We start from the raw sequence: 14,284 nt of genomic DNA, 5'->3' as shown, positions 1-14,284 counted from the left end.
GGGGACGATCCTCGCGTTCCTTACCCGTGGACCGGAACGACGACCACGTCGTCGACAGCCACCGCCCCGTCGCCCGTCCCGACCGTCGACCCAGTCACGAGGTCCTCGTCCCCGACGGCGGCGTCGACGGCGACCGTCGCGACGCCGCCGGCGAAGTTGAGCGCGACGACGACCGCCTCGCCGTCGGCGGCCTCGCGGCGGTAGGCGACGACGGCCTCATCGGCTCCCGTCCGAACGTCGTAGTCGACTCGCGACAGGTCGGCTCGGTGCTGGAGCGCCGAGTGCTCGTCGCGGAGGGCGAGCAGGCGGCGGTAGTGCTCGGCGAGGTCCTCGCGGGCGTTCTCGTAGTCCAGGCGGTCGCGCTTCCCGAGTTGGCCGGTCTCCTGGCCGGCGTACACCATCGGCGCGCCGGGGAGCGTCGCCAGCGCGCCGGCCGACGCGAACGCCGCGTCCTCGCCGTAGGAGGCGAGATAGCGCGACTCGTCGTGGTTCTCGTGGTACAGCATGAACGAGGCGTGGTCCGGAAACCCGACGCGGCGGCGCTGCTCGACGGCGTCGAGGACCTCCTCGGCCCGCTTGTTGCCGTCGCCGACCTCCCGGAGACAGAAGGCCGTCGTCGAGTCGAAGTGCATGTCGAAGAGGCCGGCCTGGAAGTCCGGGATGTACGGGATCGTCTCGTCGAGGAGGAAGAACTCCGAGTCGTGCGCCTTCACCCGGTCGTGCACCTCCCGCCAGAAGCCGTCCGGAACCGCCCACGCCATGTCGCAGCGGAAGCCGTCGACGAGCGGCGCCCACTCGTCGACCACGTCGAGGAGGTGCCGGCGCACCGCGAGCGTGGTGAAGTCGAAGTTGGCGATCAGTTCCCAGTCGAAGTAGGTCCCGGGCTCGCCGTTCTCCTGCCACTCGTACCACGAGCGGTACGGGCTGTCGGGGTCGACGTAGGCGTCCTCGAAGAACGGGTGGTCGCGCGCGGAGTGGTTGCATACCAGATCGAAGAGAACCCGCATGTCGCGGTCGTGGGCCGCCTCGATCAGCGCCCGATACTCCTCGCGGTCGCCCAGGTCCGACGCGATCGCGAGGAAGTCGGTGATGTTGTAGCCGTGTGGCGCCCCGTCGTGTTGGAGGACGGGCGTGAGCCACAGCGTCTCGACCCCCAGCTCGTCGAGCTCGTCGAGCCGCTCACGGATCGCCGCGAACCGAGACCGCTCGGCGTCCGCGTCCCCGAACGTGCGCACGTACACCTCGTAGATGGTCGAGTCGAGCGCCCACGACGGCGGGTCGTACGGTCGGTCGACGCTCACGGTTCCGGTGCCGCGAGCGCTGTCGACGGCACCGTCGTCATCACCGGCGGACGGAGACTGCCGCACGTCGACGGCGTCGGGGACGCCGTACGCGTCGTCGGTGAGGGGGACGGCGTACACCCGAGCGCGCTCCGCGAGCACGGATCGCTCGAATGTGAGCGTCCGCCCCTCGACGGTCACGTCGGACTCCTCGATGTCGTCCCGGTCGTCGAGCAGGAACTCGACACGGCTCGTGGACGCCGGATCGAGCCTCGCGTGGATCCGGACCTCCTCCCCGTCGACGGCGGTCTCCAAGCGGACGCGGGGGCGGTCCGGCTCCCCCTCGCGGCTGACGGCTCCCGCGTGCCTCGCGGATCCGGCCTCGTCGCCGGAGCCGGCCCCGTCCTCGCGCCGTTCCGTTCGCTCGTCGCCGCCGGCGTTCCCGCTGGCGGACCGGCCGTCGTCGGCGCTCGGGGCGGTTCCCTCGCCGAACGCCCGGACGGTGAGATCGTGGGTCGTTCGACCGTCCGCGAGGCGAAGCAGGTACGTGCCGGGAACGTCCGGCTCGAACCACTGGACGGGCTCGTCGCCGAGTTCCGCCCTCGACCCGGACGGCGCGGTGACGACGCTCCACTCGTAGTCGACGCTCGGGTCCGGATCTCGCGGCGCGAGTTCCACGGCCTCGCCCGCCGCGCACACGCGCGGTTGCCCCGGGTGTTCCATGGCAGGCCGCTCGAACGGGAGCCGTTTCGCTCTTTCGCCGTCCGGTTCGCTCTCTCGTCGTCCGGTTCGGTCGTCGACCGCCGTGGTCTTCGCCGTCGGGAGGGCGGTTCCGCTCCAATCGGTTCCGGGGAATCGCTAAGTGCCCGCCCGTGGATCCTCCGGTATGGACGCGAACGCCGGGGACGCGGGAGGGGGCGAGCACGGAGGAGACTCCGAGCGCGGAGCCGACGCTGTGGGCGACCGTCCGGTCTCCGTCGACGTGGAGATCGCCGACGGCCGGACCGTCATCGTCGTCGAGGGCGACAGGGACGCCGCGGTCGTGGTCCAGTCGGCCTCCGGCGAGCGGATCTACCTCCCGCCGGAGGACTTCGACCGGCCGCCCGAGTCGGCGGGCGCCGGGGGACAGGACGCCCGTGGGACGGGTACTCGATCGTCGGACAGCCCCTACCAGTCGGCGAGCACCGACAGCCCGTACCAGTCGGTCGACACGGACAGCCCCTACCAGTCGCCCGGCCAGTCCGACAGTCCGTACCAGCGAGGCGGCCCGGCGACCGACCGGGTGGGACTCGAACCGACCGCCGACGGATTCCGGATCGTCCACCCCGAACCCGTCACCGATTTCCGCCTGCTCAGGTGAGGGCCCGAGGGGTCACTGTTTCTCGTCGCGATCGTCGCGTTCCCCGTCCAGGACCCGCTCGTAGAACGCCATGTGCTCGTCCGCGACTTGGTCCCACGTCCGGTCCTCGTACTCGATCGGCGTATCGAGCGAGAGCGCGTGCTCGATGCCGGCGGCGATCGCCTCGGAGTTCGGCTCGACCTCGATGAGGCAGTCCTCGGGGAGCACCTCGGCGGCGCCGCTCGGGCCCGCGACGACGCGCGTGCCGACGGACAGCGCCTCGACGATGGTGATACCGAACGGCTCCGCGAGCGACGGTGAGACGAACAGATCCGCGCTCGCGTAGTAATCGCCCAGCTCCTCCTCCGGGACGTAGCCGACGAACTCGACGCGATCCCCGAGCCCGAGCAGCTCGACGAACCGCTTCAGCTGGTCGGTGAGGTGACCGGTGCCACCGATGACGAGGGTCACGTCGTTCCGGCGGACCTTCGGCAGCGCGTACAGGAGGTACGCCAGCCCCTTCTGGTCGGTGTGGCGGCCGACGAAGAACAGCATCTCCCCGTCGATCCCCAGTTCGGCCTTCAGGTCGCGCCCCGTCGGCTCGACCCGCGAGAACCCGTTGTAGATGACCTCCGCGTCGCCGCCGTACTCGTGGGCGATCTTGCGGGCGGTGAACTCGCTCACCGCCAGGAGGTGATCCGAGCGGTTCACCACCCGTTCCTCGGTGCGCTTCTCGCGTTCGGGCGGATCGGCGTTGCGGTCAGACGACAGCGAGTGGAACGTCGTCACCCACTCGACGTCGTGGGTCGACTGCGCGCGCGATCCGGGGTTGTAGCCGAACCAGTCGTTCGTGTGGACGATGTCGGCGTCTGCCGCGCGCTCGACGAACGTGCCCGAGAGGCGGCCGATCCGGGTGATGATGTCGCCGTCGCCGGTCGGAACGCCGTGGATCCCGTCGCGTCCCTCGGGGGCGTACTCCGCCGGCAACACAAGCTCCACCTCCACGCCCTCCCGACCGCCGAGGCGCTCGAACAGTTCGCCGACCGCCGTGTCCAGTCCCCCGGTCACGTTCGGCGGGAACCCCCACCCGAGCATCAGGACGGTATACGGCATCGAGTCGGACAATGCGGGTGCGACACTTAGTCACTTGGCGTCGATCGGGAGGATCGATCCGTCGGAACACTCCGGACTGCCCGCGTGACAACCCGATAGTTGATACCGATCGCGCGTGAGTGCACAGCCGATGCGGTTCGACAGACGAAGCGGCGTCCTGCTCCACCCAACCGCGCTGCCCGGTCGCCACGGGATCGGGGATCTCGGCGCGGGCGCGCGCTCGTTCCTCGATTTCCTCGACCGTGCGGACCAGTCGATCTGGCAGGTGTGTCCCCTGGGTCCCACCGTCGGGATCCACGGCCACTCCCCGTACCAGACGTTCTCCGGGTTCGCCGGGAACCCGCTGTTGATCGACCTCGTCGACCTCGCGGACCGGGGGTATCTGACCGGGGAAGAGGTCGACCCGGACGCCGGCGACGAGGCCGACTTCTCGCTCCACGAGGTGCGCTACGACGCCGTCGAGTCGTTCACGCTCGAACGCCTGCGCGCGGCCTTCGAGCGCTTCCGCGAGACCGCGAGCGAGAACGAGCGTTCGGGGTTCGCCGAGTTCCGCGACCGCGAGGGTGACTGGCTCGCCGACTACACGCTGTTTCGCGCGCTCAAAGCCGAATTCGACGGGACGCTGTGGACGGAGTGGCCCGAGCCGGCTCGGACGCGCGACCCTGACGCGCTCGCGGAGTTTCGCGAGGACCTCGCCGACGAGATCGAGTTCCGGGCGTTCTGCCAGTGGACGTTCGACCGGCAGTGGCGCGACCTGCGCGCGGACGCCGCCGACCGGGGTATCGAGATCCTCGGCGACCTCCCGATCTACGTCGCGCTCGACTCCGCGGACGTGTGGGCCGCGCCCGAGGCGTTCGACCTGACCGACGACGGTCGTCCTGCCGCCGTCGCGGGCGTTCCGCCGAACGCGGGGGACTCCGGACAGCGCTGGGGGAACCCGGTGTACGACTGGGACCACCTCGCCGAGACCGGGTACGAGTGGTGGCTCGACCGGCTCCGCCGCCTGTTCGACCTCGTCGATTACGCCCGCCTCGACCACTTCAAGGGCTTCGACGAGTTCTGGGCGATCCCGGACGACAGCGACGACCCGGCCGACGGCGAGTGGCGCGAGGGGCCCGGGGACGCGTTCTTCGAGGCCGTCCGCGGGGAGTTCGATCGCCTCCCGTTCGTCGCCGAGGACCTCGGCTTCCTCGACGCCGGGAGCACGGCGCTCCGGGAGGCGTTCGATCTCCCGGGGATGCGCGTTCCCCTCTACGCCGACTGGTGCCAGCAGGGGCACCTGTATCAGCCGATGCACTACCCGGAGGACTGCGTCGCCTACACCTCCACCCACGACACCGACACCGTCGTCGGCTACTACGACTCGCTCGGCGACCGACAGCGTGACTGCCTCCACTACAACCTCGGCACCGACGGCGTCGAGATCGAGTGGGATCTCGTCGAGGCGGTGTGGAACTCCGAGGCGACGCTCGCCGTGACGACGTTGCAGGACCTGCTCGGGCTGGACAGCCACGCCCGTTTCAACACGCCGGGGACGACCGACGGAAACTGGCGGTGGCGCGTCACCGAGTCGGGTCTCGACGACGCCGTCGCGGATCGGCTCGCGCGGATCACGGACGCGACCGTCCGGTGAACGCTCGTCCTCCGCCGCCGCCGATATTCAGACTTGATTCTTGGCGGCGGAGATATATGTGGAAGAATCGCTTTCCGTCCGATAACCGGCGCGTGAAGGCGCGCGGGAGTACAACCACAGATGTTCGAGTTCATCACGGACGAGGAAGAGCGCGGGCAGGTTGGGATCGGGACGCTCATCGTGTTCATCGCGATGGTGCTGGTGGCGGCGATCGCCGCCGGCGTCCTCATCAACACCGCCGGCTTCCTCCAGAGCAAGTCGCAGGAAACGGGACAACAGAGCAGTAAGCAGGTCAGCAACCGACTGCAGGAGGTCGTCACGACGGGCACAGTCAATACGACCGACGATACGATCAAGAGCGTCAACGTGACCGTGACGCAGGCACCCGGTGCCGGCGAGATCGATCTCGCGAACGCGACGATCAACTGGATCGGCCCGCAGGGGACTGAGACCCTGACGCATGACAGTTCCAGCGGAACGGACTGGCAGTTCTCGACCTATCAAGTCAAGAACACCGATAACTCTAACACAGTCCTCAACGACGCCGATGATCGGTTCAACATCGAGTTCCAACTGAACGACAACGGGTTCGGTGACACGAACGCACCGAATAACCTCAACGAGGGTGACGAGGTGACGATCAAGATCAACACGATGGCCGGCGCGACCACGACCATCCGCTTCACCGTCCCCGAGTCGCTCGGACAGAAGGAAGCGGTCGAACTGTAAGCACGACGGTCACCGCGGTTCTCTCGGTTCTCTCGTTTCTCGCGTTCCCCTCGCGGCCTCGCCGCGAGGGGGGCTCGACTCACAACGCATAAGCCCCGCCCAGTCGAGTGGCCGACGATGCGCTACGCACGGATCCGCGACCCGGCGGGCAGCGTTCGCCGCGGCGCGTACGAAGACGGCACCGTGACCGCGGGCGGCGAGACGTACGACGTCGACGCCGACGCCGTCGACCTGCTCGCGCCCTGCGAGCCGTCGAAGATCGTCTGCGTCGGTCGCAACTACGCCGACCACGCCGAGGAGCTCGGCAACGAGGTTCCCGACCGTCCGCTGCTGTTCCTCAAGCCGCCGAACGCCGTCGCCACCCCGGGCTCGACGGTCACGCTGCCGGCCGGGAAGGAGCGCGTCGACCACGAGGCGGAGATCGCGTTCGTGATCGGCGAGCAGGCGCGCGACGTCGCCGCCGCGGACGCCATGGACTACGTGGCGGGCTTCACCTGCCTCGACGACGTGTCGAACCGCGACGACCAGAACGAGGAGCAGAACTGGGTGCGGGGCAAGGCGTTCGACGGCGCCGCGCCGATCGGCCCCTGTATCGCCGATCCCGAACACGTCCCCGACGACGCCGCGGTCGAACTCCGCGTGAACGGCGAGACGAGGCAGTCGTCATCGCGCGACTACTTCATGTTCTCCATCCCCGAACTCGTCGAGGAGATCACGACGTACATGACGCTGGAGCCGGGCGACGTGGTCGCGACCGGGACGCCGGCGGGCGTCGGCCCGCTGTCGGACGGCGACCGCGTCGAGGTGGAGGTCGAGGGCGTCGGCGTCCTCGACCACGAGGTTCGGCAGGGCTGAGCCCCGATCGGGGCTCGGTGGGAATGACAGCGGTCGGAACACGACCGACAGCTCTCCCCTCTCCGGGGCCGATCTACAGTCCCGAAACGAGGTCCCGAAGCACCGCCTCGGGGTCGTCCGCCTTCGCCACACCCGAAGCGAGCAGTACGCCGGTCGCGCCCAACTCGCCCGCGGCGGCGACGTCCTCTCCCGTGGAGACGCCGGCGCCACAGAACAGGTCGACGTCGGCGTCGACCGCCTCCACCGCGGCGACGGAGTCCTCCACGATCGCCGGGTCCGCGGTCGCAACCGACACGTCCCCGCCGATGAGTTCGGGCGGCTCGACGGCGACTGCGTCGGGCCCGAGCGCCGCGGCCGCGCCGCACTGCGTGGGGTTGTTCGCGCACACGACCGTCTCGAGGTCGGCGCGCTCGGCGGCCGCGAGCGAGGCGTCGATGTCGGCCAGCTTCAGCCGGTTCTCGGAGTGGTTGATCAGCGTGCCCGTCGCGCCCGCGTCGGAGACCGCCTCCGCGAGCGTCGACCCGGTGTGACTGCCGTGCTCGACCGGCGAGACGTGTTGGGCCCACGTCTCGACGCCGGTGTCGGCCACGGCCGAGAGGTGCGCCGCCTGCGGCGCGACTGCGACGCGCGCGCCGGTGTCGTCGGCGACGGTCGCGCACGCCTCGGCGATCTCGACGGGGTCACACGGGTACGCCTTCAGGTTGACGAGGATCAGGGTGTCGGAGTCGCTCACGGGGTCACTCTCGTGCGGACGCGTGAAAAGTCGCTTCGGTCGCGACAGCGGTTGCGATTGGCGGAGGCCACACGCCGCGTCGTCCCGCGGCGGCGTCCGTGTCGGCCTCGGTGGCGGGCTCGGCGCTGGCGTCGAGGACGACTACTCGTCGTTGCGCTTGACCACGTCGCCGAGGGTCATGCTTCCCGACGAGGAGCTCTCCCAGTCGGCGTCGTCGACGTCCTCGCCCTCGATCAGCGAGATCCCGAGCTTCTTCTCGAGCTTCTGCTGGACGCCGTCGGAGGGGAGGATGTCCCCGCGCTCGAGCTTTCGGATGACGGAGGCCTTCTCGTTGATGTCGCTCGCGAGGTCCTCCTGGCTCAGCCCGGCCGACTCGCGGGCCTCCCGGATCAGGTCGTCGTAGTCGCCCGTGACCGTCTCCATGTCGTCGAACATGTCGCGTCGGCGCTGTGAGGACGACGACGAGGACGAAGAGGAGCCCCCGCTCCCGGAACTCGACGAGGACGAGGAGGAGGATGAGGAGGTGGAGTACTTCGTGGAGGCCGAGGAGGAGCTCTCCGTGCGGACCTCGGTGCCGAAGTCCGAGCAGTCCGAGCACAGCTCCAGCTCCGCGCCCTCGACTTTCGTGGTGGTGAGCGACGCCTTCTCCGCGCCGCACATCTCACACTGGGGCATACTCCGTCCTAGCGTGGTGGCCGGTATAAAACGTGTGCCACCGTCGTCGCTCACGGGGGGTATAAGTACCCGAAATATCAGACGTTGGTTGGAGCTGTTTGGTATCAGAATATTTCCGATATCTTGATTTTGAAACCAACTGTTGCTGGAAATACAATGTCCGAAAGTGACGCAACGATGTCGCACTGGCTCGCCGACCACCCGCGGATGATGGGCGCCCTGTTCTCGCTCGTGCTGCTTCTGTCGAGTGCGGGCAGTGCAGCCGCAGGAAATGTTGTTACGTCAGGTCCGTAGACAGCAGATCTTCTCTTGTGATATCCCAGTTCCAGAGGAGTTCCTTCTCAATCTGAATTGGGAAGCGATCAGACGCCAGACAATCTAACAATGAGTCCACAGAGGTTGTTATCTCTGATCCACTTCCGCTAGCGATCCACTGACAACTCAGACCCAACATCGTCGGTCTAGCCATTCCACCTAATTTGTGGCGACCTGTCGGGTACCAACGAGGAATCAACGATACCGATTCGTCAGACAGGTCAATATTAATTATTTCTAATAAGAATCCAACCCCGGTCGAGCACTGACACAACTGCACCATCGGGTCCCCAGCGATGCTGTACGCGCTCTCGGCGAACGGTCCCGTTCCGACCACGTCGAGCGCGGCGTACAGGGGGAAGCCCGCGTCGAACAGCCGCGCCAGGTCGCGGCCGACGCGCGTCGCAAGCGAGTTCGGCAGGTCCGTCAGCGACACCACGCCGCCGAGCGCGCCCGCCTCGACCAGCCCCATCCCCTGCTGGTAGGACGTGCAGGCGTTGAGGAGGAACGCGTCGACGCCGGTCGTCTCGAGCGACCGGAGGTCGAGGAAGCCGTCCGAACACTCCATCCCGCGCTCGTCGACGTGGCCGACGTAGTGGAAGAAGTCGTGCTCCTCGGCGAGCAGGTCGCGGAGCTCGTCGCAGTCGAGATCGCGCTCCTCCCGGATGTCGAAGGTGACGTGATCGCGGAAGCCGTAGGTGTCGCCCAGCTCGTCGATCATCGCCTCGTCGTTGCAGACGACGGTGACGCTGATGGTGAGGTCCTCCGCCGGCGTGCGGTCGAGGCGCCGGCGGTACGTCTCGACGGTCGGCTTGGCCGCCCGCATCGGGAAGCCCGGGCCGATCCACGCCTGCGCGATGCTGTCCGCCGGCTCTGGCGTCACGATCGACTCCGAGTCGTCGAGGAGGTTCTGAGTCGGGCCGCGGTACGTCTGTCGTGTCCGCGTCGCGGGGGGTTCGGACCCTGCGCTCCGCGTCAGCGTCGCCCCGCGGACCGCCTCCCGCGAGGCGCGGACGAAGTCGTCCAGTTCGGTCACGCCGCCGTCGCTCGTCGGCGCGGTCCGTGGCGGCGGGGAGCGAACCACCGACAGGTCGGCGGCGAGGAACGGCAGCGCCGAGTCGTTCTCGGCGGCGGGCACCACGTCCGTCGTGTGGGGCCACTCGAGACAGTCGAGCGTCGCCTCCGTCGGCACCTCGAGGTAGGCGGCGGTCCGCCCGGCGAGGTCGGCCTCGTACCACTCCGTCCACGGCGGGTCGAGCCGTTCCGTGAGCACGTCGTGGACGTGGAGGTTCACGTCGTACAGGCCCACTGCGCAGGCCCGCGTCGCGCAATCGAGGGTGAAGCAGTGGCGCAGGAGTTCCCCCAGTTCGGCGGCGAGCGCGTCCGGGTCCCGCGGCAGGTCGTGTCGGTACTCGCCCGCACGGAGGTACGGGTCGGCGCTCTCCTCGACCGTCGCCGCGAGGTAGAACGCGAGCGGCGTCGCGGAGAACAGCGCGTCGTACTCGAACGGCAGTCCGAGGGTGACGCCCGTGTCGGCGCGCTCGACGAACCGCGGCGTCTCGAACGTCTCGCCGCGCTCGATCAGCGGCGGGTGGCCGCGCAGGGTCGGGAACGAGCGCTCCGGGGAGGTGGTCGCAAGCGCCGACCCGAACGTCGAGATCGCCCGCGCGAGCCCCGTCGGCGACTCGGGCACCGTCACGGTTCCCGCCGGCGACGTGCGCCGCGACCGCGCGCCGAGGAGGATCCGCCCCGTGCCGTCGTGGCGACCGCGGTCGGCGGCGACAGCGTCAGTAGCGACGGCGCCGACGGCGGAACCGACGTCGCGCTCCGGGACGTCGAGCGAGACCCGGGGGTATCGGTCCTCGTAGGAGACGCGCGCCGGTCCGTCGACGGCGACGTACGTCTTCACGGGGGCCGTCGACAGCTCGAGGACGTGCGGCCCCGGGGGGATCCGTGCGGGCGCCTCGGCCGTCGCGGTGGCGACGAGGGTGTTCTCGTCGTCCCGGACGTACACGTCCGCCGTACAGAGCGGCGTCACCGACGTTGCCTCGACGGCCCAACAGCCGTCGACCGGCGCGCGAAACCGATCGGTCGTCGCGAGCCGCGTCGCCGTGGGACCGGAGTCGACGCCGGGATCTCCCGTGGCGACCGGGAGACGGACCTCCTCGATCGCGTCGACGAGTTCGAACGACCCCGGACCACGGCCCCGCGCCGGAACGAGTTGGACCGCCGTCGGGTCGGCGTCGGCTTCGGCGTCGACGGCTGCGTCCGACGCGGTCGGCGAGGGGGAGTCTCGTGCCGTCATGCGGTCACCGGAGGGCGTTCCATTCGGTCGTTCCCCAGCCGATGATGTGCCAGCGCTCCTCGGGAGCGGACGCGGTCTCACGACACCGAAGCTCGACGATCACGTCGAGGTCGTCGTCGAGCAGTTCGACGAACTCGGCGACCACGGAGTCGGAACGGGGGTCCCCGCCGACGGGACGAGGGAGGTGGAAGTGCGCCATTCCGCCGCGGTCGTGGGTCGCCCTCGACACCTCGCGCAGCAGCGACCCCGTCGCGTCGGCGCCCAGCGTCGCACAGAGCATGTCGACCCGGAAGACGCCCACACGAAGCCCCAGCCGAGCCGGCCGGTCCTCGTCGACCTCGTCGATGGCGTCCAACAGCTCCGCTCGGACTGCAGCGGCGTCCCCGTCGGCCGTTCCGCCCTCGCCGGCGGCTCCGTCGAGGTCGATGCGGTCCGGTCCGGCGTCGGGCTCGGTTCCGGAGGCCGCACTCGTCGGGTCGGTCACGTCGGAGGTCAGGTCGGTCACGTCGGAGGTCGGGTCGACCGCGTCAGTGGCGCTCGCGTCCGATCCGGAGGCGACGGTCGGGTCCCGGACGGCGCCGTCGAGTCGAACGACCGCGGCGTCGTCGTCCGCGGCGTCGACGCCGTCGGGGAGCCACGCGTCCGGCGCCTCGGCGCCGCCGGTCGTGAGCGCGAGCACCCGCTGGCGGCGTCGGTGCGGCGCGCCGAAGTACCGCGACGACGCGACGCGGTAGGCCTCGTCCGAGACGTCCCCGGTGACGAGCACGGAACACCCGTCGTCGAGTTCGGCCAGGGCCGCCGAGAGCGTGGACTCCGGTCCGCGGATGGTCGCTCCGTCGGAGCCGGGGTCGTCCGTCGTGCCGGTCATGCCTTCGCCATTCCGTTCGGAGGATAAAAGTATTCGTCCACGCACACGTCCCGCCCTGTTTGGACCCGCCGGCGCGCGATCACATGCGTGTCCACAGGGAGGTGGGTACTCTCGGCGCTCGGATGGCGGTCACCCGATATCCGCCCACGCGCCCCGGAAGCGCTGGAGCGCGGTGAGGTGACCGACGATCGCGAACACGACGAGCAGCAGGCCGACCACGCCGAGTCCGCCGACCAGCGGGTCCGGAACCGCCGCGGCGACGACGCCCACGATCCCGACGAGGGCGAGCCGGTCCGCACGACCCAGCAGCCCGCCGTACTCCCGACCGATGCCGACGGCCTGGATCTGCGTGCCGAGGTACGACGTCATCAGCACGCCCGTCACGGCGGCGAGCCCGAGTCCGTAGCGACCGATCCCGGCGGCGAGCCCCACGAGGACCGCGATGTCGGCGTAGCGGTCGAGCACGTGGTCCAGCAGGTCGCCGCCGGAGGAGTCGGTTCCCTGGGCCCGCGCGAGCGCGCCGTCGACGAGGTCGAGCCAGCCGTTCGCGAGCACGAACGCGGACCCGGCGACGTACGACAACGGCGCCTCCGAGGGCGGCGCGAGGCCGAACGCCACGCCCGCGGCGACCGCGCACGCGAACGCGATCACGCTCACGCCGTCCGGCGAGAGGCCGAGCGCGTTGGCCGCGCGGACGAACGGCGACAGTCCCTTCTCCGCGAGGGGCCTGAACTGGTCCAGCGTCATAGGTACTCCACGAAGTCGACCTCCCCTGCTGAGGGCTCGCGCTCGCCGTCGAGCACCCGCCCGAGTTCGGTCGCGACCTCGTCGGGATCCGAGTCCGTCGTGTCGATCTCGTACACCCGGTCCTCGCCGAAGCGCTCGACCGCCTCGCCGAGGATCACGTCGAGCGCCTCGCTCTCTCGGTTCTCCCGGGCGCTCGCCTCGCCCTCCCCGCGCTCGACGAGCCGTCGTTCGAGCACGTCGGGCCGGCACCGCAACACCGCGACGCGGTCGGCGTCGAGGTAGTGGGCCAGGTGGGAGTCGACGACGCCGGTCCACTCGCCGAGGTGCTCCGCCGCCGCATCCAGGTCGGCGACGAGCGAGTCGCGCTCCTCGTCGCGCTCGGTGTACAGCCCCTCCTCGCGGATCAGGTCGTTGAGGTGGACGACCCGGACGCCGCGCTCCTCGGCGAGCAGATCCGTCGCCGTCGTCTTGCCCGTCCCGGGCGTACCCGTGACGACGAGGCGGTCGACGCCGTCGGTCACGCTTCGACCCCGGGCTCCAGATCCGCGAGCACCTCGTTGAGCGTCTCGACCGCCTCGCGCGTGTCCTCCTCGGTTCCACAGGAGACCCGGACGCACTCGGGAAGGCCGAACGAGCCGGTGTCGCGGACGATAACGCCCCGCTGTTGTGCGCGCTCGGCGACGGCGCTTCCGTCGCCCACCTCCGCGAGGACGAAGTTGCCGGCGCTCTCGAACGTGGGCGCGTCCAACTCGTCGGCGATGTACTCGCGGGCCCACTTCGCCGACTCGACGCTCCGTTCGACGTGTTCGTCGTCGTCGAGTGCCGCGAGCGCGGCGTCGAGCGCGACGGCGTTGGCCGCGAACGGCGTGTTCACGCGGGCGTACGCGTCGGCCCACGCCTCCGGCACGAGCGCGTAGCCGATGCGGAGGCCCGCGAGGCCGAACGCCTTCGAGAACGTCCGCGTGACGGCGACGTTCTCGTACTCATCGAGCAGGCCCGCCGCGGAGGGCGTGTCGGTGTACTCGCCGTACGCCTCGTCGGCGACGACGAGCGTCTCCTCGTCGACCGCCTCGAGCAGCGCGACGAGCTCCTCGCGCGGGAGTTCGGTTCCGGCGGGGTTGTGCGGAGTCGTCACGTAGACGATCCGCTCGCCGTCGTAGGCGTCGAGGATCGCGTCGGCGGTCTGCGCGAACCCGTCGGCCTTCTCGACGGGGTACGTCGCCACCTCGCCGTGGTGGTAGCGGGCGCTCATCGGGTAGTACGCGAACCCCGGCTCGGGAACGAGCACTCGGTCGCCGGGCGAGAGCATCGCCCGCGCGAGGTAGTCGAGCGCGCCGTCGGCGCCCGGACTCACCCACACCTGCTCGGGAGCGAGGTCCCACCGCTCGGCCAGCGCCTCCGTGAGGTCGGCGTGGGCCGCCTTCGGGTAGACGTGGGCGGACTCGGCGGCCTCCCTCGCTGCCTCGACGGCCTTCGGCGAGGGACCGAACGGGTTCTCGTTCGAGGAGAGCTTCACCAGTTCCTCCGGGTCGAGCCCGAGATCGCGGGCCACCTCCTCGACGCCGCGGCCGGGGACGTACGGCGCGTTCGCCGAGAGGTCGCGCGTGTTCATGCGCGAGAGAAGTGGTGGACGCTTCATAAGCGTGCCCACACCGGGCGACCCGACGCCGCGGTCGGCCCCGGGAGCGACCG

14 protein-coding genes are annotated in these 14,284 nt (G+C 69.8%); 5 read left to right on the top strand and 9 right to left on the bottom strand.

Annotated elements, in window-relative coordinates; translation table 11 throughout:
• Positions 1-20 precede the first annotated feature (20 nt).
• Positions 21-2,003, bottom strand: a complete 1,983-nt coding sequence (gene malA, locus GRX01_RS13585) for an alpha-amylase MalA (protein WP_159668466.1) — start codon at positions 2,001-2,003, stop codon at positions 21-23.
• Between the two features lie 163 nt (positions 2,004-2,166).
• Here malA and GRX01_RS13580 point away from each other — a divergent pair, with 163 nt between their 5' ends.
• On the top strand, positions 2,167-2,640 hold the full coding sequence (locus tag GRX01_RS13580; RefSeq protein WP_233741032.1) for a DUF7510 family protein: 474 nt from the start codon (positions 2,167-2,169) through the stop codon (positions 2,638-2,640).
• Between the two features lie 12 nt (positions 2,641-2,652).
• Here GRX01_RS13580 and GRX01_RS13575 read toward each other — a convergent pair whose 3' ends face one another.
• Positions 2,653-3,732 (bottom strand): glycosyltransferase family 4 protein, encoded by a 1,080-nt coding sequence (locus GRX01_RS13575; RefSeq protein WP_159668462.1) that lies wholly within the window; start codon positions 3,730-3,732, stop codon positions 2,653-2,655.
• A 130-nt stretch (positions 3,733-3,862) separates the two neighbouring features.
• On the opposite strand from GRX01_RS13575, the gene malQ reads away from it, so the two are divergent.
• From malQ to GRX01_RS13560, 3 genes are all read left to right on the top strand, one after another.
• Entirely contained in the window at positions 3,863-5,365 is a 1,503-nt protein-coding gene (gene malQ / locus GRX01_RS13570) for a 4-alpha-glucanotransferase (RefSeq protein WP_159668458.1), read from the top strand.
• 120 nt (positions 5,366-5,485) lie between these two features.
• Positions 5,486-6,094: an archaellin/type IV pilin N-terminal domain-containing protein gene (locus GRX01_RS13565; protein WP_159668454.1), complete on the top strand. Its 609-nt coding sequence runs from the start codon at positions 5,486-5,488 to the stop codon at positions 6,092-6,094.
• A gap of 117 nt (positions 6,095-6,211) precedes the next feature.
• Positions 6,212-6,949 carry a fumarylacetoacetate hydrolase family protein gene (locus GRX01_RS13560; RefSeq protein ID WP_159668451.1) on the top strand — a complete coding sequence of 246 codons (738 nt, stop codon included), beginning with the start codon at positions 6,212-6,214 and terminating at the stop codon, positions 6,947-6,949.
• Between the two features lie 73 nt (positions 6,950-7,022).
• On the opposite strand, the gene tpiA is transcribed toward GRX01_RS13560, so the two are convergent.
• Together tpiA and GRX01_RS13550 are read right to left on the bottom strand one after the other, a co-directional pair.
• Positions 7,023-7,682 carry a triose-phosphate isomerase gene (tpiA, locus tag GRX01_RS13555; RefSeq protein WP_321168107.1) on the bottom strand — a complete coding sequence of 220 codons (660 nt, stop codon included), beginning with the start codon at positions 7,680-7,682 and terminating at the stop codon, positions 7,023-7,025.
• Positions 7,683-7,823: 141 nt separating this feature from the next.
• Entirely contained in the window at positions 7,824-8,357 is a 534-nt protein-coding gene (locus tag GRX01_RS13550) for a multiprotein bridging factor aMBF1 (RefSeq protein ID WP_159668448.1), read from the bottom strand.
• A gap of 156 nt (positions 8,358-8,513) precedes the next feature.
• On the opposite strand from GRX01_RS13550, the gene GRX01_RS19710 reads away from it, so the two are divergent.
• Positions 8,514-8,651: a DUF7503 family protein gene (locus GRX01_RS19710; protein WP_449271452.1), complete on the top strand. Its 138-nt coding sequence runs from the start codon at positions 8,514-8,516 to the stop codon at positions 8,649-8,651.
• Here GRX01_RS19710 and GRX01_RS13545 read toward each other — a convergent pair.
• From GRX01_RS13545 to hisC, 5 genes are all read right to left on the bottom strand, one after another.
• On the bottom strand, positions 8,635-10,977 hold the full coding sequence (locus GRX01_RS13545; protein WP_159668445.1) for a hypothetical protein: 2,343 nt from the start codon (positions 10,975-10,977) through the stop codon (positions 8,635-8,637). The two genes, GRX01_RS19710 and GRX01_RS13545, sit on opposite strands and share 17 nt — an antisense overlap.
• A 4-nt stretch (positions 10,978-10,981) precedes the next feature.
• Positions 10,982-11,845, bottom strand: coding sequence for a DUF7504 family protein (locus tag GRX01_RS13540; RefSeq protein ID WP_159668442.1), 864 nt, complete (start codon positions 11,843-11,845; stop codon positions 10,982-10,984).
• 129 nt (positions 11,846-11,974) lie between these two features.
• Positions 11,975-12,592, bottom strand: a complete 618-nt coding sequence (locus tag GRX01_RS13535; RefSeq protein WP_159668439.1) for a CDP-alcohol phosphatidyltransferase family protein — start codon at positions 12,590-12,592, stop codon at positions 11,975-11,977.
• Positions 12,589-13,113, bottom strand: a complete 525-nt coding sequence (locus tag GRX01_RS13530; protein ID WP_321168106.1) for an adenylate kinase family protein — start codon at positions 13,111-13,113, stop codon at positions 12,589-12,591. The genes GRX01_RS13535 and GRX01_RS13530 overlap by 4 nt, the downstream gene beginning before the upstream one ends.
• Entirely contained in the window at positions 13,110-14,204 is a 1,095-nt protein-coding gene (hisC, locus tag GRX01_RS13525) for a histidinol-phosphate transaminase (RefSeq protein WP_159668436.1), read from the bottom strand. Before hisC ends, GRX01_RS13530 begins: the two co-directional genes overlap by 4 nt.
• Positions 14,205-14,284: the final 80 nt, after the last annotated feature.

This window comes from Halobaculum saliterrae, assembly GCF_009831625.1.
GTDB lineage: Archaea > Halobacteriota > Halobacteria > Halobacteriales > Haloferacaceae > Halobaculum > Halobaculum saliterrae.
This window is presented reverse-complemented; position numbering and strand designations above follow the sequence as displayed.